The 22,747-nt window shown below is 69.4% G+C and carries 20 protein-coding genes and 1 pseudogene; 14 read left to right on the forward strand and 7 right to left on the reverse strand.

What is annotated here, in order from left to right; all coding sequences use genetic code 11:
- Positions 1–90: 90 nt before the first annotated feature.
- The 4 genes and pseudogenes from ACWPOB_RS17295 to ACWPOB_RS17310 all read left to right on the forward strand — a co-directional run.
- Entirely contained in the window at positions 91–1,671 is a 1,581-nt protein-coding gene (locus ACWPOB_RS17295) for an NAD(P)-binding domain-containing protein (RefSeq protein ID WP_165042400.1), read from the forward strand.
- On the forward strand, positions 1,668–2,603 hold the full coding sequence (locus tag ACWPOB_RS17300; RefSeq protein ID WP_346772953.1) for an alpha/beta hydrolase: 936 nt from the start codon (positions 1,668–1,670) through the stop codon (positions 2,601–2,603). The genes ACWPOB_RS17295 and ACWPOB_RS17300 overlap by 4 nt, the downstream gene beginning before the upstream one ends.
- Positions 2,604–2,737: 134 nt before the next feature.
- Positions 2,738–3,883: an acyl-CoA dehydrogenase family protein gene (locus ACWPOB_RS17305; RefSeq protein ID WP_346772954.1), complete on the forward strand. Its 1,146-nt coding sequence runs from the start codon at positions 2,738–2,740 to the stop codon at positions 3,881–3,883.
- Positions 3,884–4,159: 276 nt separating this feature from the next.
- Positions 4,160–4,444: pseudogene (locus ACWPOB_RS17310) on the forward strand (protein kinase domain-containing protein); the annotation flags it as partial.
- Positions 4,445–4,904: 460 nt separating this feature from the next.
- Here ACWPOB_RS17310 and ACWPOB_RS17315 read toward each other — a convergent pair.
- The 6 genes from ACWPOB_RS17315 to ACWPOB_RS17340 form a co-directional block, all read right to left on the reverse strand.
- Complete coding sequence (locus ACWPOB_RS17315; RefSeq protein WP_455401618.1) at positions 4,905–5,243, reverse strand: hypothetical protein; 339 nt, start codon at positions 5,241–5,243, stop codon at positions 4,905–4,907.
- A gap of 99 nt (positions 5,244–5,342) precedes the next feature.
- A complete protein-coding gene (locus ACWPOB_RS17320; protein WP_165038356.1) occupies positions 5,343–5,732 on the reverse strand; it encodes a hypothetical protein in 390 nt (129 codons plus the stop codon).
- Between the two features lie 123 nt (positions 5,733–5,855).
- Positions 5,856–6,149 carry a hypothetical protein gene (locus ACWPOB_RS17325; protein ID WP_455401584.1) on the reverse strand — a complete coding sequence of 98 codons (294 nt, stop codon included), beginning with the start codon at positions 6,147–6,149 and terminating at the stop codon, positions 5,856–5,858.
- A gap of 554 nt (positions 6,150–6,703) precedes the next feature.
- A complete protein-coding gene (locus ACWPOB_RS17330; protein ID WP_455401585.1) occupies positions 6,704–7,495 on the reverse strand; it encodes an SDR family NAD(P)-dependent oxidoreductase in 792 nt (263 codons plus the stop codon).
- Between the two features lie 21 nt (positions 7,496–7,516).
- Positions 7,517–7,774 carry a hypothetical protein gene (locus tag ACWPOB_RS17335; RefSeq protein ID WP_006935124.1) on the reverse strand — a complete coding sequence of 86 codons (258 nt, stop codon included), beginning with the start codon at positions 7,772–7,774 and terminating at the stop codon, positions 7,517–7,519.
- Complete coding sequence (locus ACWPOB_RS17340) at positions 7,752–8,927, reverse strand: Rieske 2Fe-2S domain-containing protein (RefSeq protein WP_455401586.1); 1,176 nt, start codon at positions 8,925–8,927, stop codon at positions 7,752–7,754. Before ACWPOB_RS17340 ends, ACWPOB_RS17335 begins: the two co-directional genes overlap by 23 nt.
- 230 nt (positions 8,928–9,157) lie before the next feature.
- Between ACWPOB_RS17340 and hsaA the strand changes: the two genes are divergently transcribed.
- The 9 genes from hsaA (at position 9,158) to ACWPOB_RS17385 (ending at position 19,594) form a co-directional block, all read left to right on the forward strand.
- Positions 9,158–10,324 carry a 3-hydroxy-9,10-secoandrosta-1,3,5(10)-triene-9,17-dione monooxygenase oxygenase subunit gene (hsaA, locus tag ACWPOB_RS17345; RefSeq protein WP_455401587.1) on the forward strand — a complete coding sequence of 389 codons (1,167 nt, stop codon included), beginning with the start codon at positions 9,158–9,160 and terminating at the stop codon, positions 10,322–10,324.
- Between the two features lie 170 nt (positions 10,325–10,494).
- Positions 10,495–11,139 carry a TetR family transcriptional regulator gene (locus tag ACWPOB_RS17350; protein WP_010596079.1) on the forward strand — a complete coding sequence of 215 codons (645 nt, stop codon included), beginning with the start codon at positions 10,495–10,497 and terminating at the stop codon, positions 11,137–11,139.
- A gap of 221 nt (positions 11,140–11,360) precedes the next feature.
- Positions 11,361–12,521: a steroid 3-ketoacyl-CoA thiolase gene (locus ACWPOB_RS17355; protein ID WP_455401588.1), complete on the forward strand. Its 1,161-nt coding sequence runs from the start codon at positions 11,361–11,363 to the stop codon at positions 12,519–12,521.
- A gap of 28 nt (positions 12,522–12,549) precedes the next feature.
- Entirely contained in the window at positions 12,550–14,742 is a 2,193-nt protein-coding gene (locus ACWPOB_RS17360) for an acyl-CoA dehydrogenase (RefSeq protein WP_455401589.1), read from the forward strand.
- A gap of 8 nt (positions 14,743–14,750) precedes the next feature.
- Complete coding sequence (locus ACWPOB_RS17365; RefSeq protein ID WP_455401590.1) at positions 14,751–15,989, forward strand: lipid-transfer protein; 1,239 nt, start codon at positions 14,751–14,753, stop codon at positions 15,987–15,989.
- A 2-nt stretch (positions 15,990–15,991) separates the two neighbouring features.
- Complete coding sequence (locus ACWPOB_RS17370) at positions 15,992–16,864, forward strand: MaoC/PaaZ C-terminal domain-containing protein (RefSeq protein ID WP_455401591.1); 873 nt, start codon at positions 15,992–15,994, stop codon at positions 16,862–16,864.
- Positions 16,861–17,511 (forward strand): hotdog domain-containing protein, encoded by a 651-nt coding sequence (locus tag ACWPOB_RS17375; protein ID WP_165038348.1) that lies wholly within the window; start codon positions 16,861–16,863, stop codon positions 17,509–17,511. The genes ACWPOB_RS17370 and ACWPOB_RS17375 overlap by 4 nt, the downstream gene beginning before the upstream one ends.
- Positions 17,512–17,521: 10 nt before the next feature.
- The gene (locus ACWPOB_RS17380; protein WP_455401592.1) at positions 17,522–18,310 is read left to right on the forward strand and encodes an SDR family NAD(P)-dependent oxidoreductase; all 789 of its coding nucleotides are present in this window, start codon (positions 17,522–17,524) and stop codon (positions 18,308–18,310) included.
- Positions 18,311–18,439: 129 nt separating this feature from the next.
- Entirely contained in the window at positions 18,440–19,594 is a 1,155-nt protein-coding gene (locus ACWPOB_RS17385) for a transglycosylase domain-containing protein (protein ID WP_455401593.1), read from the forward strand.
- A 68-nt stretch (positions 19,595–19,662) separates the two neighbouring features.
- Here ACWPOB_RS17385 and ACWPOB_RS17390 read toward each other — a convergent pair whose 3' ends face one another.
- Positions 19,663–21,327, reverse strand: a complete 1,665-nt coding sequence (locus tag ACWPOB_RS17390) for a class I adenylate-forming enzyme family protein (RefSeq protein WP_455401594.1) — start codon at positions 21,325–21,327, stop codon at positions 19,663–19,665.
- Positions 21,328–21,544: 217 nt separating this feature from the next.
- Here ACWPOB_RS17390 and ACWPOB_RS17395 point away from each other — a divergent pair, with 217 nt between their 5' ends.
- Positions 21,545–22,738 carry an NADH:flavin oxidoreductase gene (locus ACWPOB_RS17395; protein WP_100058025.1) on the forward strand — a complete coding sequence of 398 codons (1,194 nt, stop codon included), beginning with the start codon at positions 21,545–21,547 and terminating at the stop codon, positions 22,736–22,738.
- Positions 22,739–22,747 lie beyond the last annotated feature (9 nt).

Below are 22,747 nucleotides of genomic sequence, written 5' to 3' on the forward strand. Positions count from 1 at the left end.
CGAGCACGGACGGAAACGGAGCCAGACATGTCGATACAGACCGACCCGCACCGAGATGCCACCCAGCCGAGGTCTACCGACTTCGATGCGGTGGTCGTCGGCGCAGGTTTCAGCGGGTTGCGGATGTTGCAGGAGCTGCGTGGCCTGGACCTGTCGGCACGAGTGATCGAAGCCGGCTCCGACGTCGGCGGAACGTGGTACTGGAACCGCTACCCCGGAGCCCGCACCGACAGTCAAAGCTGGGTTTACGCTTACTCTTTCTCCGAGGAGTTGCAGCAGGACTGGCGGTGGCGCGAGCGGTATCCGACCCAGCCCGAAACCTTGTCGTATTTCGAACACGTGGCCGACCGGTTCGACATGCGGCGCGACATCGAATTCGACACGAGGGTCGAGTCGGCCGTCTTCGACGACGCCAGCACCACCTGGACCGTCACCACCGACCGGGGGCAGAGTTACACCTGCCGATACTTCATCACGGCCACGGGACCGCTGTCGCAGCCCTACCTGCCCGATTTCGACGGGCTCGCCGATTTCGAGGGCCAGTGGCTCCTGACCGGACGGTGGCCGAAGGAGGGCGTCGACTTCGCCGGCAAGCGGGTCGCCGTCGTCGGTACCGGGGCCACGGCGGTGCAGATCATTCCCCTGGTCGCGCGTGAGGCTGCACAGCTCACCGTCTTCCAGCGCACCCCGAGCTGGGCCCTACCCGCACGCAACGACATCCTCACCGACTTCGAGGACCGCGCGATCAAGGCCAACTACGACGCCATCTGGGAGCAGGCGCGCCAGCACTTCTACGGCTTCCCCATGGACCTCGCCGGGCGTACCGGGTCCGACGTTACCCCGGAAGAGCAGCAGCGGATTCTGGAACGCGCTTGGGAGATCGGGGGGTTCGGATTCCTCTTCGAGACTTTCGACGACATCCTCGTCAACGACGAAACGAACAAGATCGTCTCGGATTTTGTCCGGAACAAGATCCGTACGGTCGTCGAGGATCCGGCCACCGCCGAACTGCTCTGCCCGAAAGACCATCCGATCGGCAGCAAGCGGCCCCCGCTCGGGCACTACTACTACGAGACTTACAATCGCGACAATGTGCGACTCGTGGACGTGAGCACGACCCCGATCAGTCGGATCACGCCCAAGGGGATCCGGGTCGGTGACGACGAGTACGAGGCTGACATCATCATCTTCGCCACCGGATTCGACGCGGTGACCGGGACCTTGAATCAGATCGACATCCGGGGCCGCGACGGCGTGGAGCTGCGCTCCAAGTGGGAGCGCGGACCGCGCACGCACCTCGGGATCGGTGTGGACGGTTTTCCCAACATGTTCATGGTATGCGGACCACAGACACCTTTCGCCAATATCCCCGTTGTGGCCGAGGGGATCGTCGAGTGGATCGGGACTGCCCTGCAGCACATGCACGACAATGGGATCGAACGGATGGAGGCCGAACCCGGCGCGGTCGAACAATGGCGCAAACACCTCGACGACATCGTCAACGCGACAGTTCTGGTCAGGGCCGAGCGCATCTGGTGGCTCGGAGACAACATTCCCGGAAAGCCGCACGCGGTGTTGTTCTACTTCGCTGGCGCCGGAGCCTATCGACAGGAATGCCAAGCCTGCATCGACGAGGGCTTCGAAGGCTTCACTCTGACCAAGACATCGTGACCGAGCAACAGGAGAACAGCATGGGTACCGCTCTTCCTAATGCGTTGAAGGACAGCTACACCGCGATGTCCGCTCGCATGGCAGCCAATCCGGAGATGGACATCGCGACGCTCCGCAATATGCTCGACAGCCTGGAGTCCCTCTCGGCCGAGCCAACCGATGTCACGTACGAGAGCATCGACGCCGGAGGCGTGTCCGCCATCCTCGCCAGGCCAGCTGGCGCAAGCAAGGACCACATCCTGGTGTACGCCCATGGTGGAGGCTGCGTGACCGGGTCCGCAGCCAGCCACCGCAAGCTTGCCGCGCACGTCGCCAAGGCCGCCGGAGTCCAAGCGATCATTCCGGACTATCGACTGGCGCCGGAGTTCCCTTTTCCCGCCCAAATCGACGACCTCATCGCCGTGCACAAGTGGTTGCGTGCGCAGGGCTACCGGCCGGAGAACACCGCTACCGCGGGCGACTCGGCGGGGGGAAACCTTGCTATCACTACCGTCCTGAAGCTGCGCGAGCTCGGCGAACCGCTGCCGGCCGCCATAATCGGCTTCTCCCCATGGCTGGATATGGAAAACCTGGGCAAGACGATGGAGAGTAACGCCGACAGTGAGGCCCTGGTCTCCCGTGACGTCAGTGAGCTGATGGTCTCGCTCTACCTTGGTGAAACCCCGCGGACCGAACCGCTCGCCAACCCGTTGTACGCCGATCTGGACGGGTTGCCGCCCGTCTTCGTCAGCGCGGGTGACGCGGAAACGCTGCAGGACAATGCCGAACGGTTTCATGACAAGGCACGCGACGCGGGTGTCGACGTGACGCTGGAGATTCAATCCGGCCAACAGCACGTCTACCTCTTCATGGCCGGCAAATCCGCCGAAGCCGACACCACGATCGCCCGCGCGGGTCGGTGGCTCCGCGATCGGCTCGGCCTGACGAGTTAGACGACCGCAGCAGGGGCCGGACGAACGGCCGGCAGGCTCGACCGGCCCCTGCTCGGCTGCCGCCTTCCGCCACGCCGGGCACCTGCTGGTAGTCGATCAGTGATCGACGCAGACAGAGAGGAATCACCCACATGGTGATGTTCACCGAGGAACACATCGCGTTCCGCAAGATGGTCCGCCAGTTCGTGGACAAGGAAATCCAGCCGTACGTCGACGAGTGGGAAGCAGCCGGCGGTTTCCCGGCACACGAGCTGTTCTCCAAACTCGGCGCCCTCGGCCTGCTCGGTCTCGAATACGACAGCGCCTACGGCGGGCAGGACGCCGATCACCTGTACACGGTCGTCCTGCGTGAAGAACTCGGCCGGATCGACGCCGGCGGAGTCGCCATGGCGATCGGAGTCCAGACCGATATGGCCACCCCGTCGCTGCACCGCTTCGGAAGCGAAGAACTCAAACAAACGTATCTCGCGCCCGCAATCGCCGGCACGGCGGTGTGTTCGATCGCCGTGACCGAAGCCGACGCCGGATCGGACGTCGCACGGCTTCGCACCCGCGCAGTGCGTGACGGCGACGACTGGGTAATCAACGGGTCGAAGCTGTACATCACGAACGGAACCCAGGCGGACTGGATCTGCTTGCTCGCCCGGACCTCCGACGAGCCCGGCGCGAAGGGTTTCTCTCAAATAGTGGTACCGACCGACCTTCCGGGCTTCGCGGTGTCCCGCAAGCTCGACAAGTTGGGAATGCGGTCTTCCGACACCGCCGAGCTGACGTTCACGGATGTGCGGGTCCCCGTAGCCAATACCATCGGTGAGATCGGGCGTGGCTTCCAACAGCAGATGACCCAGTTCCAGAACGAACGCATGAGCGCGGCCTACGACCGGGTCGGCGGCCTGCAGCAAGCCCTCGACCGGACCCGCGACTACCTCAAGCACCGGACTGCGTTCGGCAAGGCGCTCATCGACAACCAGCACCTCGCGTTCCGGCTCGCCGAGCTGTATGCCCGTCTCGATATGCTGCGGCAGTACAACTACGCCTGCGCCGAGGCCTACATGCGTGGCGAGGATACGACCCGCTATGCGACGGTGGCCAAGCTCGAGATCGGCCGGCTCTCCCGGGAGGTGGCCGCGACCTGTCTGCAGTACCACGGTGGTCTCGGCTACATGGAGGAAACCTGGACTGCCCGTTTCCTTCGGGACATGGCCCTGACGTCCATCGGCGGTGGTGCCGACGAAGTGATGCTGCAAGTTCTCACCAAGCTCGACGACCTCCATACCTGAGGTGTACGAGAGGATTGCCGGGAGTATTGGGGCCTTTTCTGGCGCATCGTTTTAGCGCGCGATGGGGCTTAGAGCTTCGCGGAGGCACTGCCGGGCTCCGGCTCGTGGCCGCAGGGGCGAGCCGCGCGAGGGTCGATCTGATTTCCCGGTGTCATGCAATCTGATGGAGACGTCGGTCGGGTGCCCGCTGTCGACGATACTGTAGGGGTACCTCATCGAAAGGTAAGCAGCCGTGCCTTCCTCGGTAGTGCCCGGTCCGGATGAATTGGCATAGCGATGGCCGATGTCGATCCGTCCGCGACGCAGCGTGAGGTGTCAGGTTCGGTCGTGGCGGAGCTCGCGGCGGCCGGGTTCGAGGATGCCCACGAGATCGGCCGGGGTGGTTTCGGCGTCGTCTACCGCTGCACGCAGACCTCGCTGGACCGGACGGTGGCGGTGAAGGTCCTCACGCCGACCTCGACGAGCAGTATCGGGCGCGGTTCCTTCGGGAACAGCGCGCAGCCGCGCAGACTGACCGGCCATCCGCACATTGTCAATGTCCTGCACATCGATATCACCGATCGATGCGGCCGCTCGATCCGTGGCTGGGGCATCGCCCTCGGGCCGTCCACCAAGCTCCCGTCGACGGCCGGACTGTCGCTCCGACGGCGGCATCGGCGACGCGCGGTGCCGGGTGGAGTACGCGCACCGTGGTCCTGTGTCTTATGCCGTGCACACCCATGTGCGGGTTCCGCTCGGAGTGGTTGTCGTTTCAGGTAGCGGCCGCACCGGAAGCACGTCGGCGCCGGACACCCGTACACGCGACCTACCTCCACATCCCTTCCCGACGCGATCTTGATGGATAATCGTGCTTATCCATCATGTTCGGTCGGCTTGTACGGCGGTACCTTCACCTACTGCTCTCTGCCGCGCAAGGACGCCCAGCCCCGAGGCATGGACAGCGAATCGGGGACGGTCGAATCCGCTCCGACGTCGGAGGCGGCGCAGGGCCCCGAGTCTGGACCAGAATGCTGAATCAAGATTACAGCTCCCACACCTGGTCCGGGTCGTCGAGCGCGGCCCGGATCTGGCTGAGGTCCCCGAGATCGGCCAGTGGGGAGGTGCGGGCGACGTCGACGATGCCGCGCAGGACCGCGTTGACGGCGTCGGCGTTCTCCTGCTCGAGAGCCTGGTCGAGTCGGGTGAACAGGCCGTCGAAGGTGGCACGCCGGTCCGCGAACGCGTGCTCGAAGTAGTCCTTGAGGATGGACTCGGCTGCCTTGATCCGCGCGACTTCCGTGTCGGCGTAGGCCTTGAGCCGGGCCCGTTTGGTGGTTTCGAGGGCGTGGAGGCGGAGGCAGTCCTGCGCGGCGGTGACCATCTGGTTCAAGGCGGCGAAACCGTCGACGGCCGACAGTGCCCCCGCGCGGGATCGAGCATTTCCCCGACATGCACGGTCGGTCCGGGCACTTTCTTGGGTTCAGGCATGGGGAGTCTCCTTGGTCATCGGTCGGTGGCGCACGGTCAGGGTCGCGCTGTGCTCGGTCAGCTCGCCGGATTCGTCGACCACCGGGGTCGCGGCGATGTCGCGAACGGCGACGACCAGTGTCAGGGCCTGCTGGAGGCGGGAGGCGTGTGCCTGCGGGTCGAGCGGTTCGGACTCGAGCAGATCGAGCGCCGCGACCGTTTTGCCGGCCACCGATTTCAGCAGCGAACCCAGTTCCTCGACGCGTTCGTCGACGGCGGTCAACAGCGCATCGGTACGGTCCAATTCGGCGATCGCCACCGCAATTGCCGCTCGGTGCTCTGCGGCCTCGGTGAGTCCGCGGTCCGGTCCCGCAACACGAGCACCACCCGGAACTGCCACCACACCAGCTACGCGACGAGCAGGACCAGTTTGCGGTCGTCCACGACCGGGCCGTCCCCCGAAGTCGTACTGCAGCCACCACCCCGGTTCGGTCACCCACGGGCGGTGCACCCGTGTATCGCCGAGTCACCATCGGGTTTTGATCTCTGCCAGCTCGCCCGGGAGTACGGTCGGTGCCGGTATAGCCGAGCGCCTGCAACCGCCGGCGCGAGACGTCGCCGCGGATCCTGCTGGGGACTCGGCCACCCACCCCTCCAGCACGTTGTGCCAGTCGTCGATCAACCGGGCGCGCCGCACTGTCGGCGGCAAACCCACAGCCCGGTCCTCGACGGCCTTCTTGAGGGTGTTGTGCGAGCAGCCGCACAGCTGCGCGGCGGCACGGTACGAGCCGGTCAGATCGTAGGCATTGTGTATGTCCATGAGTTCTCCGTCAGACTTCACAGTGGTCTCTCCCGGGGCGTTAGATTCGACTAGGCATCGCAATCGAAACCGCGGGAGGGCCGCACCCGCTCGCATGGTTCCCGCCGTGCTGCTCGGCGTCGTCGAGACGCTGCTCGTGACGCACCTGTCGGTGCTGTTGCCCGGCGGTGCGCCCGCCGCGACCTGCCATGGCTCGTGGTGATCGTCGGCTACGGCTGCGCCATGACCCCGGTGCGCCTGCAGGACAGGATCGTCGGCGCTCTGCTCGGAACGCAGTGGCGGTCCGCGCCTACCGACGACGCACCGAGCTCGCAGGTCCCGCCGGCGCGGCCGTCGACCCGGCCGGCGCTCGACCCGCACAGAAACGAACTGCCCACCCGCCGTGCTCGGCGGGTGGGCAGTGCGGATACGAGAACCGATCGGGCCGGCCGTCCTGCGCAGCAAGTCGACGGTGGACCGACTGTCATGGAATGTGCGCAGTCCGGCCGACCCGATCGTGTGTAAGGTACCCCCGCGGCGGTGCTTTCACACCGACGCCCCGGAAATCCGTTCGGTCAGCTCCTGTTCAGCAGCTTGCGCATCGCCTCGGCCGCGCCCCGGACGAGCTTGTCGCGGGGGAACCCGCTGCGCTTGACCGCGGCGTCGTAGTTGCCGCCGGCCACCCACACCGGCCCGTCGGTGAGGTGTTCGAGGCCCTCCCGGGCCACCTCCTCCGGTTCGGCGACGAGCATGCCGGGGATGTCGAAGTTCAGCCCGGCGCGGATCATCGCCGGGGTGCGGGTCACACCGAGGACGAGTTCGACGACATGCACCCCGTGCGGGGCGAGTTCGAGCCACAGGCTCTCGGCGAAGACCCGGCTGAACGCCTTCGACGCCGCGTAGATGCTCTGGTGCTCGGACCCCATGTAGCCGGCGAGCGAGCCGAGCAGCATGATGCCGCCGCGTCCGCGCTCCTTCATCTTCGACCCGAACAGGTGCGAAAGTTCCAGCTGCCGGTCGATGTTGAGGGTGATCACGCCCCGGAAGCCGTCGAGGTCGCCGGAGACGAACTCGTGACCGTAACTGTTGGCGCCGGCGTTGAAGATGAGCAGACCCGCCTCGACGTCGGCGGTCGCCTGACGGAGCTGCTCGACCGCGTCGTCTGCGAGCAGATCGAGCGCGAGGGTGCGCACCTCGACCCCGTTGCCGCGGACCTTCTCGGCGGTCTCCTCGAGCGGGCCGGGCTTGCGGGCGACGAGCACCAGGTTCAGCCCCGCCTTGCTCAGCTCGTCGGCGAACGCGGCACCGACGCCCTCGGAGCCGCCGGCGATGACGGCCCAGGGGCCGTACTGCTTGACGTCGATCACGAAAGTTCCTTTCCGGCTGACTTACTGGACGATCGGTCCCGGGACCGGGGTGTCGTCGAGGACGGTGAGGCGGCCTTCGGTCGCGGCCCACGTGATCGTCTCGGCGAGTTTCGCGCAACCGCGGCGCGGCGCCCCGGGCCGGGAGTCCTGCCCACCCTGCTCACGCATCTCCGGGCACCGGGACCGCGCCTGCTCGTTCCACTGGACGGAGGTGTGCTCCCAGCTGTTCTTGGCGACGAGAACCCGGGCGCCGCACTCAGTGCACTGCAGGGGCTGCATCGCTGGTCGCCGCCTCCTCGGTTGCCGTCTTGCGGGCGAGGTTCTCCTCGACCTCCTTCATCCACGCCGCCACCGGGCGGGTGGTGTCCATCTCGAACTCGAACCGCTCGGTCATCTCCGGCTTGACGTCCGCAACGTCCACGTAGAACTGCTCGTACCAGCGGCGCAGCTGGTAGACGGGGCCGTCCTCGTCGCACAGCAGCGGATTCTCGATGCGCGTCTTGTTCTTCCAGATCTCGACGTCCTGCTCGAAGCCTCGGGCGATGAAGTCACCGAACTTGCGGGCCGTCTCGTCGGCCGAGTCGCCGAGGGCGTCCGACTTCTTCACGATGATCCCGTACATCAGGACGAACTTGTTCTCGGTGACGGGGTAGTGGCAGTTGAGCAGCACCGAGTCGATGTCGTAGCCCTCGTACTTGTACTGCAGGTCGTCGATCATGAACGACGGACCGAAGTACGCCGCCTCGGAGCGGCTGCCGACGAGCTTCGGCTGGCCGTCGGCGTGCGGCCGCATGTCCTCCCGCGCCTGACCGTGCATGATCTGCGTCGCGACGTGGCCCTCGAAGATGTTCTTGAAGTACGTGGGGAACGAGTAGTGCACGTAGAAGAAGTGCGCCATGTCGACGATGTTGTCGATGATCTCGCGGCAGTTGGTGTCGACCTCGGTGGTGTACCAGACCCAGTCGGTCCACTCGTCGCTCGTCGCGCCCTCGATGCGGGGGATGGTGACGTCGGCGGGCGGCGGGTTGCCCTCGGGATCGTGCCAGACGAACAGCATTCCGTCCTGGTCGAGGGTGTGCCACGCGCGGGTCTTCGCGATCGGCGGAACGCGCCGCGCGTAGGGGATCGACGTGCACCGGCCGTTGCCGCCCCAGCGCCAGTCGTGGAAGGGGCAGGCCACCGAGTCGCCCTTGATCGTGCCCTGGCTGAGGTCGCCGCCCATGTGCCGGCAGTACGCGTCGAGGATCTTCAGGTTGCCGTTGCTGTCGGCGAAGACCACGAGCTTGGTGCCGAAGGCGTGGACCGAATGCGGCTTGCCGTCCTTGAAGGATTCGGACAGGCCCAGGCAGTGCCAGCCCCGGGCGAACCGGGTGGGCGCGGCACCGGCCACGATCTCGCGAACTTCGACGTCGTCGGACTTGCTGGAGCTCACTGTCGTCCGTCCTTTCGGAGGAAATGTCGTATCGGATGGAGCACCTCGGTGCTGTGCGCGGGTGGGCCGGGGGACGGCAGCCGCCTGCGACCTGTGGGATCGACGCTAGGTGAGGCCGGTCACCGGGGGTGCGGCGATCCCACTGTCCGGGACACGTTCCGGCGGGCCGCGGCGACGGCGCCGCACGATGGGGAGCCCGTACCCGCCCCGGTCACGAAGGAGTGACGCCGATGCCCGACGACGTGCTGACGAAGGTGCGCGAACTGCTGCCGTCCATCGCGGAGCGCGCGCAGACGGTCGACGACTCGCGCCGGGTGCCGGACCAGACCGTGCAGGACCTGGCCGCGGCGGGGGTGTTCCGGATGTTGCAGCCCGCCCGGTACGGCGGTCTCGAATGCGACCCCGTGCGCTTCTACGAGGTGGTGCGGGAGATCTCGGGGGCCTGCGGGTCGACGGGCTGGGTGACGTCGATCCTCGGGGTCCACTCCTGGCACCTGGGCCTGTTCGACCCGCAGGCCCAGGACGACGTGTGGGAGCAGGACGATTCGACGCTGCTGTCCTCGTCGTACGCGCCGGTCGGCGAACTCGTCCCGGTCGACGGCGGATTCCGGCTGTCGGGCAACTGGCGGTTCTCGTCCGGGTGCGAGCATGCGACCTGGGCGTTGCTCGGGGCACTCGTCGTCGGTGCCGAGGGCCGGCCGGTGGACTTCATGACCGTCCTGGTGCCGCGCAGCGACTACCGGATCCTGGACGTGTGGGACGTCGTGGGCATGCGCGGAACCGCCAGCAACGAGATCTCCGTCGACAAGGCGTTCGTGCCGCACCACCGCACGGTGCGCAACTACGACCTGGCGCAGCTGCGGGCCCCCGGCCACGCGGTGAACCCGGGACCGTTGTTCCGGCTGCCGTTCGCCGCGATCTTCACCACCGCCGTCGCCGCGCCGGTGATCGGAACGGTCGCCGGGTGCTACGAGCAGTATCTGGGCGCGATGCGGAGCCGGGTGCGGTTGAGCCTGGGCGGGGGCCGGTTCGCCGAGGACCAGTTCGCGCAGGTCGCCGTCGCCCGGGCCGCCTCGGAGATCGACGCGGCGATCCTCCAGACGGACCGCAACATCCGGGAGTTGTACGAGCTGGCGGTGGCGGGGCAGCCGCTGCCGACGCGGCTGCGGCTGCGGCTGCGCCGAGACCAGGTGCGGGGCACCGAGCGGGCCGTCGAGGCGATCGATCTGCTGTTCAAGACCTCGGGCGGCAACTCGCTCGGCCGGGGGACCCCCGTCGAGCGGGCGTGGCGTGACGCACACGCGGGCAGCGTGCACGTCGCCAACGATCCCGAACGCGCCCTCGCGATGTACGGACGGGGCGCATTCGGCCTGCCGGTGGAGGACAACCTGATCTGAGCCGCCACCTGCTGGAACGAGGGGTGCCCGGGATCGCTGTATCCTCCCTCTCGTGCGCCGAGCACGCGCGCGTCCCACTGAGCGGAAGATCTCCGGCGGCTCGGCGCGGAACGCGGGATGCTGGGCGGCGCGGCATCGCCGCAGAGACGAGACGACGGAGGAGGACCCCCGTGCCCAGAGTTGCCGAAGCGCGGGACGCCGCGGAGCCGACGTCCGCCGAGCAACGCGCGCGGTTCGGGCGCATCCTCGACGCCGCTGCGAGCCTGGCGACCGAGAAGGAACTCGAACGGGTGCAGATGCACGAGGTCGCGAAGATGGCCGGCGTCGCCATCGGCACCCTGTACCGGTACTTCCCGTCCAAGACGCACCTGTTCGTGGCGGTCATGGTCGATCAGATCGATCAGATGAGCGAGCGGATGGCCCAGCGCACCAACCCGGACGCCACCCCGCAGGAGGCCGTCTACGAGGCGCTCGTGCGGGCGACGCGGGCGCTGCGGCGACGGCCGTTGCTGGCGACGGCGATGATTCAGTCCACGAGCACCGCCAAGGCCACCTCCATTCCCGACGTCGCGAAGATCGACCACCGCTTCCGCGAGGTGCTCTATCGGGCGGCCGGGCTCGAGTACGTCACCGAACGGGACGCGACGCTCGTGCGGGTCCTCGAGCAGGCGTGGTTCGGGATCATCCAGTCGAGTCTCAACGGCCGGATCTCGGTTCCCGACGCGGAGTCCGACCTGCGGGTGGCGTGTGAGCTGCTGCTCGCGGGCCTGTCGAACGCGAGCCCGGCGAACGCGAGCCCGGCACCCTCCGTCTGACCTCCCCGGTCGCGCACCCGTGTCTCGAACCGTGGCATGCCTCCAGAACTGGAATGAATTCTTATTCTGTCTGTGTGGCGTAGACCTGCATCGGGTCCGAAATGGGCCATTGCCGTGGCGTAAGAAATGGAATACATTCCAAAAGTGAACGCGTTCCGGTTCTGTGCACCGGCGCGTCCCATCGACACCTGCCCAGCACTCATGTTCCGAGGAGCCAGCTCATGACCGACGTAGTCATCGTCGACGCGGCCCGTACCCCCGTCGGCCGCCGCCGGGGCGTCCTGTCCGGTCTGCACCCGGCCACCCTGCTCGGCACCGCGCAGCGCGCCGTCCTCGAGCGCGCCGGCCTCGCCGCCGACCAGGTGGGCCAGGTCGTCGGCGGATGTGTCACCCAGGCCGGGGAACAGTCCAACAACATCACCCGGCAGGCGTGGCTGCACGCCGGCCTGCCCTACACGACGGCCGCCACGTCGATCGACTGCGCGTGCGGCTCCTCCCAGCAGGCCGTTCACATCGTCGCCGGCCTCATCGCCTCCGGCCAGATCACCGCCGGCATCGGCTGCGGCGTCGAATCCATGAGCCGGGTGTTCCTCGGCCAGGCCCTCACCCCCGAGACCGGCAATCCCTACCCGGACGACTGGACCATCGACATGGGCGACCAGTTCACCTCCGCCGAGCGCATCGCCGCCAACCGCGGCATCAAGCGCGGCGACACCGACGCCTTCGGCCTCGAGTCGCAGCGCCGCGCCGCCGCCGCCTGGGCCGAGGGCCGGTTCGACCGCGAGATCGTCCCCACCGAGGCGCCCGTCCTCGTCGACGGCGTGCCCACCGGCGAGACCACCGTCGTCAGCCGCGACGGCGGCCTGCGCGAGACCACCGCCGAAGGCCTGGCCGCGCTGAAGCCGGTCGTCGAGGGCGGCATCCACACCGCGGGCTCCGCGTCGCAGATCAGCGACGGCGCCGCCGCGGTCCTGCTCACCAGCGCCGAGCGCGCCCGGGAGCTGGGCCTGCGGCCCCGTGCCCGGATCGTTGCCTCGGGCATGGTCGGGTCGGACCCGTACTACCACCTCGACGGCCCGATCGACGCCACCCGCCACGTGCTCGGCAAGGCCGGGATGACGCTGGACGACATCGATCTCGTCGAGATCAACGAGGCGTTCGCCTCGGTCGTGCTGTCGTGGGCGCAGGTGCTCGACGCCGACATGTCCAAGGTCAACGTCAACGGTGGCGCCATCGCCCTCGGTCACGCCGTCGGGTCGACCGGTGCCCGCCTCCTCACCACCGCACTGCACGAGCTCGAGCGGTCCGACCGGTCGACGGCACTGGTCACCATGTGCGCGGGCGGCGCACTGTCCACCGCCACCGTCATCGAACGCATCTGACCACCACCATCGAATCCGCGAGGCCGACATGACCATTGGACTGACAGACGAGGACCGCGACCTGCGCGACGCGGTGCGCGGCTGGGCCGCCCGCCACGTCACCGCCGACGTGGTGCGCCAGGCCGTCGAAGCCAAGACCGACGCCCGTCCCGCGTTCTGGGGCTCGCTCGCCGAACTCGGTGTGCTCGGGCTGCACCTGCCCGAGGAGGTCGGCGGCGCCGGCTTCGGTCTGGTCGAACTCGCGGTGGTCATCGAGGAACTGGGCCGGTCGATGGTGCCCGGCCCGTTCCTGCCGACCGTGCTGACCGCCGCGGTGCTGCGCGAGGCCGGCCGCACCGCCGAACTCGCCGGTCTCGCGGACGGTGCCACGCTCGCCGGCGTCGCCCTCGACCCGGGCACGTTGCGGGTGGGGCGCGGCTCGGCCGGCACCACCCTGTCCGGACGGTCCGGATTCGTCCTCGGCGGCCACACCGCCGACGTGCTGCTCGTCGCGGCCGAGGACGCCGGCAACCGCGCCTGGGTGCTGCTGCACCGCGACCGGGTCGACGTCGAGGACCTGCCCGGTCACGATGTGGTACGCGGCAATTCGCAGTTCGAGGTGGATCGGCTCGCGCTCGGCGCCGACGACGTGCTGCGGATCGACCCGCAGCGCGTCACCGATCTCGCGGCCGCCCTGTTCGCGGCCGAGGCGTCGGGCATCGCGGACTGGTGCGTGCGCACCGCCGCCGAGTACGCCGCCGTGCGCCGCCAGTTCGGCCGGCCGATCGGCCAGTTCCAGGGCGTCAAGCACCGCGCCGCACGCATGCTCGCACTCGCCGAGCAGGCCCGCGTGTGCGCGTGGGACGCCGCCCGCGCCCTGACCCCCGGCGGCGCCGGCGCCGACGAAGCGTCCCTCGCGGCCGCCGTCGCCGGCGCCACAGCCCCCGAGGCCGCGTTCGCCGTGGCCAAGGACTGCATCCAGATCCTCGGCGGCATCGGCTACACGTGGGAACACGACGCGCACCTGTACCTGCGCCGCGCCCAGTCGCTGCGGATCCTGCTCGGCTCCACCGCGTCGTGGCACCGGCGGGTCACCGACCTCACCCGCGGCGGCACCCGCCGCGTCCTCGGCATCGACCTGCCGCCGGAGGCGGAGCGGATCCGGGACGAGGTGCGCGGCGAGCTCGCGCCCGCCGCTGCGGTCGACGGCGCCGACCGCACCACGTACCTCGCCGAGAAGGGCTACACCGCACCGCATCTGCCCGCGCCGTGGGGCAAGGGCGCCGACGCGGTCACCCAGCTGGTGATCGCCGAGGAACTGCGCGCGGCGAGCCTGAGGCCGCACGACATGATCATCGGCAACTGGGTGGTGCCGACCCTGATCGCGCACGGCAGCCCGGAGCAGCTCGAGCGGTTCGTGCCGCCGTCGCTGCGCGGCGACATCGTCTGGTGCCAGCTGTTCTCCGAGCCCGGCGCGGGCTCGGACCTGGCGTCGCTGACCACGAAGGCCACCAAGGTCGACGGCGGGTGGATCCTGCAGGGGCAGAAGGTGTGGACCTCGATGGCCCGCGACGCCCACTGGGGCATCTGCCTGGCCCGCACCGACGCCTCCGCTCCCAAGCACAAGGGCCTGTCGTACTTCCTCGTCGACATGCGCGGCAGCGAGGGCCTCGACATCCGCCCGCTGCGCGAGATCACCGGCGAGGCGCTGTTCAACGAGATCTTCATCGACAACGTCTTCGTCCCGGACGACTGCCTCGTCGGCGAGCCCGGCGACGGCTGGAAGCTCGCCCGCACCACCCTCGCCAACGAACGCGTCTCTCTCTCGCACGACTCGTCCCTCGGCTCCGGCGGCGAGGCCCTGCTCGACCTGGCCGCCGAACTGCCCGGCGGGCTCGACGACGAACAGGCCACCGTCCTCGGGAAGGTGCTGTGCGACGCGCAGACCGGCGGGCTGATGGCGCTGCGCACCACGCTGCGGTCGCTGGCCGGTGCCCAGCCCGGCGCCGAGTCCTCGGTCGCGAAGCTGCTCGGCGTCGAGCACATCCAGCAGGTGTGGGAGGTCGCGATGGACTGGGCCGGACCGCGTGCCCTGCTCGGCGCGCAGGACCGCCGGTCGGCGACGCAGATGTTCCTCAACTCCCAGTGCATGTCGATCGCCGGCGGCACCACCAACGTCCAGCTCAACATCATCGGGGAGCGCCTGCTCGGCTTGCCCCGCGACCCCGAGCCCGGGAAGTGAGCACGGCGATGACATCGGCAGGTCGAGGACGTCGCGTCTTCGTCGTCGGTGTGGGGATGACGAAGTTCGAGAAGATCGAGAGCAGCGCGCGGGAATACCCCGAGATGGTCCGCGAGGCCGTCGACGCCGCCCTGCGCGACGCCGGGATCGGCTACGGGCGGGTGCAGCGGGCCGCCGTCGGTTACGTGTTCCAGCCGTCCACCGCCGGTCAGCGCGCCCTGTACGAGGTGGGACTGACCGGCATCCCGATCGTCAACGTCGACAACAACTGCGCCACCGGGTCCACGGCGCTGATGGCGGCGCGGGACTGGGTGCAGGGCGGGCAGGCCGACGTCGCGCTGGCCGTCGGGTTCGAGAAGATGACCCGCACCTCTCTGACCGGCACCGGCGAACTGCCGAAGGTCACCACCCTCGACCACCACCTGAAGGTCATGACCGACCTGCACGAGTGGGGCACCGGCCCGATGACCGCACAGCTGTTCGGCAACGCCGCGGTCGAGCACATGGAGCGCTACGGCACCACCGCCGAGCAGATCGCCGCCGTGGCGGTGAAGAGCCACCGGCACTCGGTGCACAATCCCTACGCGCAGTTCCGCGACGAGTACACCCTCGAACAGGTGCTGGGCGACAAGATGATCCATGCGCCGCTCACCCGCTCGCAGTGCTCGCCCACCTCCGACGGCGCCGGCGCGGCGGTCCTGGTGAGCGAGGCGTTCGTGCGCGAGCACGGCCTCGAGGACCGGGCCGTCGAGATCGTCGCGCAGGCGTTGACCACCGACACCGGTGAATCGTTCGACAGCCGCTCGATGATCGACGTCGTCGGCGCCCCGATGACGGGAGCGGCCGCCGCCCGGGTGTTCGCCGAGTCCGGGCTCGCCGTCGACGACGTCGACGTGATCGAGCTGCACGACTGCTTCGCGATCAACGAGATCATCACCTACGAGGGGCTCGGGCTGTGCAGCCCCGGCGAGGGCGGCAAGCTCGTCGAGTCGGGTGCCACCACCTACGGCGGCCGGTGGGTGGTCAACCCGTCGGGCGGGCTGCTCTCCAAGGGCCATCCCCTCGGCGCCACCGGACTGGCCCAGTGCGCCGAACTCACCTGGCAGCTGCGCGGCGAAGCCGGCGGCCGTCAGGTCGACGGCGCCCGTGTGGGCCTGCAACACAATCTGGGGCTCGGCGGCGCGTGCGTGGTGACGCTGTACCGGGCCGGAACCCTCACCGGAACCGCGGACGAGAAGGAGAACTGACCGTGCCCATCGACCCGAAGACCGCATTGTCCGCCGAACCCACTGTGCGCGAAGCGGTCTGGACCGACCGCGACGTCATGCTGTACCACCTCGGGCTCGGCGCCGGCGGCGACGGACTCGACCCGGCCGAGCTGCGCTGGGTGTACGAGAAGGACCTGCGGGTGCTGCCGACGTTCGCGATGGTGGCCGGCCAGGGCATCTCGGCCGGCGCGCTGAAACCGGTCGGCATGAACCTGCCCGGCATCGACATCGACCTGCGCCGGATCCTGCACGGCGGGCAGTCGCTGCAGCTGCACGCCCCCATCCCCACCTCCGGGACGGCGCACATCTCGTCGCGCGTGGCGCACGTGTGGGACAAGGGCAAGGCCGCCGTCATCGTGCTCGAACAGGCGGCGACGACCCCCGAGGGCGCGCCGCTGTGGACCACCGGCATGCAGATCTGGGCCCGCGGCGAGGGCGGCTTCGGCGGCGAACCCGGCCCGGAGACGCCGCACACGGTGCCCGACCGCGACGCCGACACCGTCCTCGTCTCGCCCACCGGCACGCGGCAGGCCCTGCTGTACCGGCTCAGCGGCGACATGAACCCGCTGCACGCCGAACCCGCGTTCGCGCAGGCCGCCGGTTTCGACCGGCCCATCCTGCACGGTCTGGCCTCCTACGGGATCGTGTGCAAGGCCGTCGTCGACGGCCTGCTCGACGGCGATCCGGCGCGGGTGCAGAGCTACTCGGTGCGGTTCGCCGGCTCGCTGTTCCCGGGCGAGACCCTCGAGACCGCCGTCTGGCGCGACGGCGACCGGCTGACGTTGCTGGCGACCTGCCCGGAGCGCGACGGCGCCCCCGTCCTCACCCACGCCGTCATGGAGGTGCGTCCGTGAAGGTCGGAACCCATCCCACAGCCGCCACCCACGCCCACGGCACGGTGCTGACCTCGGCGCCGCAGGACGCGCCGGTGGACCGGGCGACCGCCGCCGCGCGCCGCGTCGTCGACGCCATGCTGCGCACCGACCGCGGCAACGCCAACCTCGACCGGGTCGCGGAGGAGCTGAACAGCATCGCCGACCACCTCGAGGAACACGCCCCGGAGGTCGCCGAACGACTGATCGACATGTGGAACGGCGAGGGCGTCACCCGGCACGACCCCGTCACCGGGCCTGAGAACGCCATCGCCCCGCCCCTGGTCCTCGAGGGCCTCGAGGACGGCTCGGTGCGGGGCACGGTCACGCTGACGATGCCGTACCAGGGTCCGCCCGGGTGCGTCCACGGCGGGGTGTCGGCCCTGATCCTCGACCACGTGCTGGGTGTTGCCAACGCGTGGGGCGGCAAGTCCGGGATGACGGCGAAGCTCGAGACGAACTACCACCGGCCCACGCCGCTGTTCGAGCCGCTCGTCGTCACCGGCCGGCTCGTCTCCGTCGACGGCCGCAAGATCCGCACCGTCGGCAGCATCACGACGGCCGACGGGCACCTGTGCGTCTCGGTGGAGGGACTGTTCATCGACAAGACGGTTCCGCGTCCCCGCTAGGAGAATCCGCATGGGAGCACTCGACGGCCGTGTCGCAGTGATCACCGGCGCCGGCATGGGCATCGGGCGCGGCATCGCCGCGGCGTACGCGCGGGAGGGCGCGGACGTCGTCGTCGCCGAGATCGACGAGCAGGCCGGCGATGCCACCGCCCGGTGGCTGCGCGACGAGTGGGGTGCGCGTGCCTACTTCGTGCGCACCGACGTCACCGACAAGGCCCAGGTCCACGCCGCGGTCGACGGCGCGGCCGAACGGTTCGGCCGCCTCGACGTCCTCGTCAACAACGCCTGGCGCGGCTCCGGGTACGCCCGGTTCGAGAACATGACCGACGAGCAGCTGCGCGCCGGATTCGACACGGCCGTGATGGCGGCGTTCTGGGCGATGCAGCGCGCCCTCCCGGAACTCGAGCGCCACGGCACCGGCCGGGTGATCAACCTGTGCTCGCTCAACGGCGTCAACGCGCACATGTACTCCGTGCAGTACAACGCCGCCAAGGAGGCGCTGCGCACCCTCACCCGCACCGCGGCGCGGGAATGGGCGCCGAAGCAGATCTGCTGCAACGTGATCTGCCCCGGCGCGCAGAGCGAGGCGTTCCGGCGGGTGGCCGAGGCCGACCCGCAGATGGCGGCGGCGTCGGCGCAGGCCAACCCGATGGGCCGCATCGGTGACCCGCTCGACGACATCGGACCCGTCGCGGTGTTCCTCGCGAGCGACGGTGCGCGCTACCTCACCGGCAACACCTTGTTCGTCGACGGCGGCGCGCACATCAACGGCGTCCAGTGGGCGCCGCGGGTGGACTGAGCATCCGGTCCCGACCCCCCGAGACCGGCCCGTGACCGTCGGCGACGAAGATGAAGGGGTCGTGTCGGTGATCAGCGGGAGGCGTGTGCAGCGATGAGGCCGGGCAGGTGCGCAGCGTGCGGCCGGATCGTGGGTCCGTTCGAGCGGCGGGTCGAGGGCCGGTGCACCCGGTGTGTCGCCGCCCGCCTGCGCGCCTGGGCGGCGACCCCCGAGGCGCCGGTGCGCCGGGAACCGCAGGACCGCGGCCCGAAGCCGCGCCGGCTGCGTCGTCCCGCGGGGCAGGGGCCCCGCCTGCGTCGCCCCGCGGTGCAGTGGCCTCGCCGGCCCGAGCCGCAGCCTCGTCGTGAGCCCGAATACGCGGGATTCCGCCGGCCCGAACCGCCGTGGCCGCCCGTCGCCCGGCCCGGGCAGCCCCCGCTGCCGGCGCAGCGGCCGCGCAACCCGTGGCCGACGCGGGCGAAGTGGGCCGGGGCCGCGGTCGCGGCGCTCGTGCTGATCGCGCTGACGGCCACCGCGTCGTTGCGGGTGTGGACGCCGGCGTCGTCGCGGTTCATGCGCATCGACGACGGCCCGGTCACCTACCAGTACGTCTCGCTCGACCATGTCAGCCGCTACGTCGTCGCCTCGGTGATCGCCCACGAGGACGACCAGATGGGCCTTCGTGCGCAGGCGTTCCACTGGGGCGACTACGCCGACCGCGCCCGCGCCCATCTGACGGGTGCGCCGCAGCAGACGTATTCGACGATTCCGCAGCAGCTCGCGAAGAACATGTTCTTCACCCCCGACCAGAGCGCGATCCGCAAGGCGGTCGAGACGGTGCCGTCGATCCTGCTGAGCAGCACCCTTCCCGACGCCCGCATCATGGAGCTGTACCTGAACTACGCGCAGTTCGGTCCCGACCTGTACGGGGTGTGTGCGGCCAGCTGGTACTACTTCGACACCGCGCCGTGGGAGATGTACCCGTACCACGCGATGCAGCTCGCGGGCATGCTGCCCAACCCGGAGGACGTCGTGCGCCTGCCCGGCGGGGGTGTCGCGGCCCCCGCGTATGCGCAGTACCCGAGCGCGGCGTTCCATATCAACGGTGCCGCCAACGTCGATCTGCCCGCCCGCTTCGCCGGCTGGGGCGGCTGGGAGAACATCGTCGCGTCGGTGGGCATCGAGGACTCGGCCGCCGACCACGCCGACGACCGGCCCAGCGAGGATTCGTGCTCGACGATGCCCGAGCCGGTGCGCCAGCGTCTGGCGGTCGAGGATCCCGGGTTCGTGTCCCGGTCGCAGTAGCCGCATCCGCGACCGGCGGTGCTTCTTGCGCGCGTGAGAACGCGCGCAAGAAGCACCGCCCCGCGCAACTAGATGCTGACCTCGCGGCGCACCGTCTTGCCCGTCGCGTTGCGGGGCAGCAGGTCGGAGGTGATCCGCCAGCGGGTGGGGACCTTGAAGTACGACAGACGCTCGGCCGTGTACTCGCGCAGTTCCTCCTCCGTCACGCTCGCCCCGTCGGCGAGGACGACGACCGCCGCGACCTCCTGGCCGAGGTCGGGGTGCGGAACACCGATCACGGCGCACTCGCGCACCGCCGGGTGCTCGTCGAGGGTCTGCTCGATCTCGGTGGGATAGACGTTCTCGCCGCCGCGCAGGATCAGGTCGGAGCGACGGCCCGTCAGTCGCAGCCGGCCGTTCTCGATGACGCCGTAGTCGCCGGTGCGCAGCCACCGGTCCGGGGTGATGGCCGCGGCCGTGGCCTCCTCGTCCTCCCAGTAGCCGAGCATGACGAACGGGCTGCGCACGCACACCTCGCCCTCCACGCCGTCCGGCAACCACTCGCCGAACGGGTCGCGGATCTCGAGGCTCACCGTGATGATCGGCCGGCCGAGGGTGCCGGGGAACGCCTCGAGGTCCTGGGAGTTGGCCACCGCGATGGCGGTGCTGCACTCGGTGAGGCCGTAGCTGTCGACGAGGGCGTTGCGGGCGAACGGCACCTTCTCGCGCAGCCGGTCCTTGAACGCGATCGACGACGGCGCCGACGCGAGCGCGAACGCCGTCAGCGACGACAGGTCGTACTTGCCGAGGTCGTCGTGCTCGAGCAGCCGCGACGCCATCGTGGGGACCGCACCCCAGTTGGTGACGCGTTCGCGCTCGATGAGGCCGAGCACCTTGTCGACGTCGAACGAGCCCTGGTGCATGATCACGGCGCTGCCCGTCGCCAGGCGCGGGACCACCAGGTTGTGCAGGCTCGCGATGTGGAACAGCGGCGAGGTGAGCAGGTAGCGCAGGTCGCTGGGGACGTCGTCGCCGGCGGTCCGCCCGGTGAACGCGGCGAGCAGGGCGTCGCTGAACCGGTGGTAGTCCACGACGGCGAGCAGGTTGCGGTGCGAGTGCAGCGCGCCCTTGGGCCGGCCGCTGGTGCCGCTGGTGTAGAGGATGACGGACGGGTCGTCCTCGTCGATGTCGACGCGCGGCGGCACGGCGTCGGGGAACTGCGCGATCAGCCGGGGCAGGTCCTCCTCCATCGTCAGGACCGTGATCCCACTGGTGTCGACGTCGGCCAGGGCCGCGGCGCGCTTGGCGTCGACGACGAGGATCTTCGGGCGGCTGTGCTTCAGGCCGTACTCGATCTCCCGCGGCACCCACCATCCGTTGAGGCCGACGGTGATGGCGCCGAGTACCTGGCTCGCCCAGAACGCGATCACCCATTCGGGCGTGTTCGCTCCCAGGATCGCGACCCGGTCACCCTTCTCCACGCCGTACTGCTCGCGCAACGCGTGGGCGAGGGAGTACGCCGCGGCGGCGTGCTCGGTGAACGACAGCCGGCGGTCGGCGGTGACGAGGTAGTCCCGGTCGCCCCAGCGCAGGGAGTCGGCGAGCAGGTCGCCGACGGCCTTGCCGCGGTTCTTCATCACCGGCATCGAGGCGCCGAGCACCTCTTCCTCGACGATCTCGAACCGGCCACCCGGGCCGGTGAGGCGGGAGACGACCTCGTCGAGGTACAGCCGGGGATCTGCGGACGCAGTCATGCGGGGACCTTTCCTTCGTGTCACGTGAATACCGTGTCACCTGCTGCGATGGACCTGGAACCCCACCCCGGCCGCGGCCGCGTGTGAGGCGTGCCACTGCAATTTCTCATGCCGGATCGCGGCCGCGGAAGTGGTTACCACTGAGCGGGACTTCCCGTGATCCACCCGACAGCCGGGGCTACGTTCGGCGCAGAATCGCTGCCGGAGGAGCAACCGCATGTCCACATTTCTCGACAACCCGACGACGAGGATCGATCCCTTCGCCCCCGCGAAGCTCGGTCCGCTGACCCTGCGCAACCGGGTCATCAAGGCGGCCACGTTCGAGGGGCTCACCCCGAAGGGGCTCGTCACCGACGAGCTCATCGAGTTCCACCGCCGGCCCGCCGCCGGCGGCGTCGGCATGACGACGGTCGCGTACTGCGCCGTCGCCCCCGACGGCCGCACCGCGCCCGGCCAGCTGCAGTGGACCGACGAGACCCGGCCCGGCATGCGCAGGCTCACCGACGCGATCCACGCCGAGGGCGCCGCGGTGTCGGCGCAGATCGGGCACGCCGGACCGGTCGCCGCCGCCAAGTACCTGGGTACCCCCGCCCTCGGGCCGAGCCGCGCCTTCCGCATGACGACCCAGAACTTCAGCAAGCCCGCGACCAAGGCGGACATCGCCCGCATCACCGAGGGCCACGCCGAGGCCGCGCGCCGCGCCGTCGAGGCGGGGTTCGACGCCGTGGAGATCCACTTCGGGCACAACTACCTGATCAGCTCGTTCCTGAGCCCGAAGATCAACAAGCGCAAGGACGAGTACGGCGGCTCGCTCGAGAACCGCGCCCGCTTCGCGCGGGAAGCGGCCCGCGCCGTCCGCGACGCCGTGGGAGACAAGATCGCGATCCTCGCCAAGCTCAACATGGACGACGGTGTGCCCGGCGGCTTCTGGCTCGACGAGTCGATCCAGGTGGCCAAATGGCTCGAGGCCGACGGCTCGCTCGACGCCCTCGAGCTCACCGCCGGCAGTTCCCTGCTCAACCCGATGTACCTGTTCAAGGGCGACGCGCCGTTGCGTGACTTCGCCGCCGTGATGCCGCAGCCCACGAAGCTCGGGATCCAGCTGGTGGGCAAGCACTTCCTGCGCGAGTACCCGTACCGCGACGGCTACCTGCTCGAGGATGCCAAGCAGTTCCGGTCGCAGCTGAAGATGCCGCTGGTCCTGCTCGGGGGCATCACGAACAGGGCGATCATCGACGAGGCGATGGCCGAGGGTTTCCAGTTCGTGGCCGCCGCGCGGGCGCTGCTGCGGGACCCGGATCTGGTCAACCGCATGCAGGAGGACGAGGCCGCCCGGTCGCTGTGCAACCACTGCAACAAGTGCATGACCGCCATCTACGGGGGCACCCACTGCGTGCTCCGGACGGCGTGAACGGGGCCG

The organism is Rhodococcus sp. 2H158 (assembly GCF_053764755.1).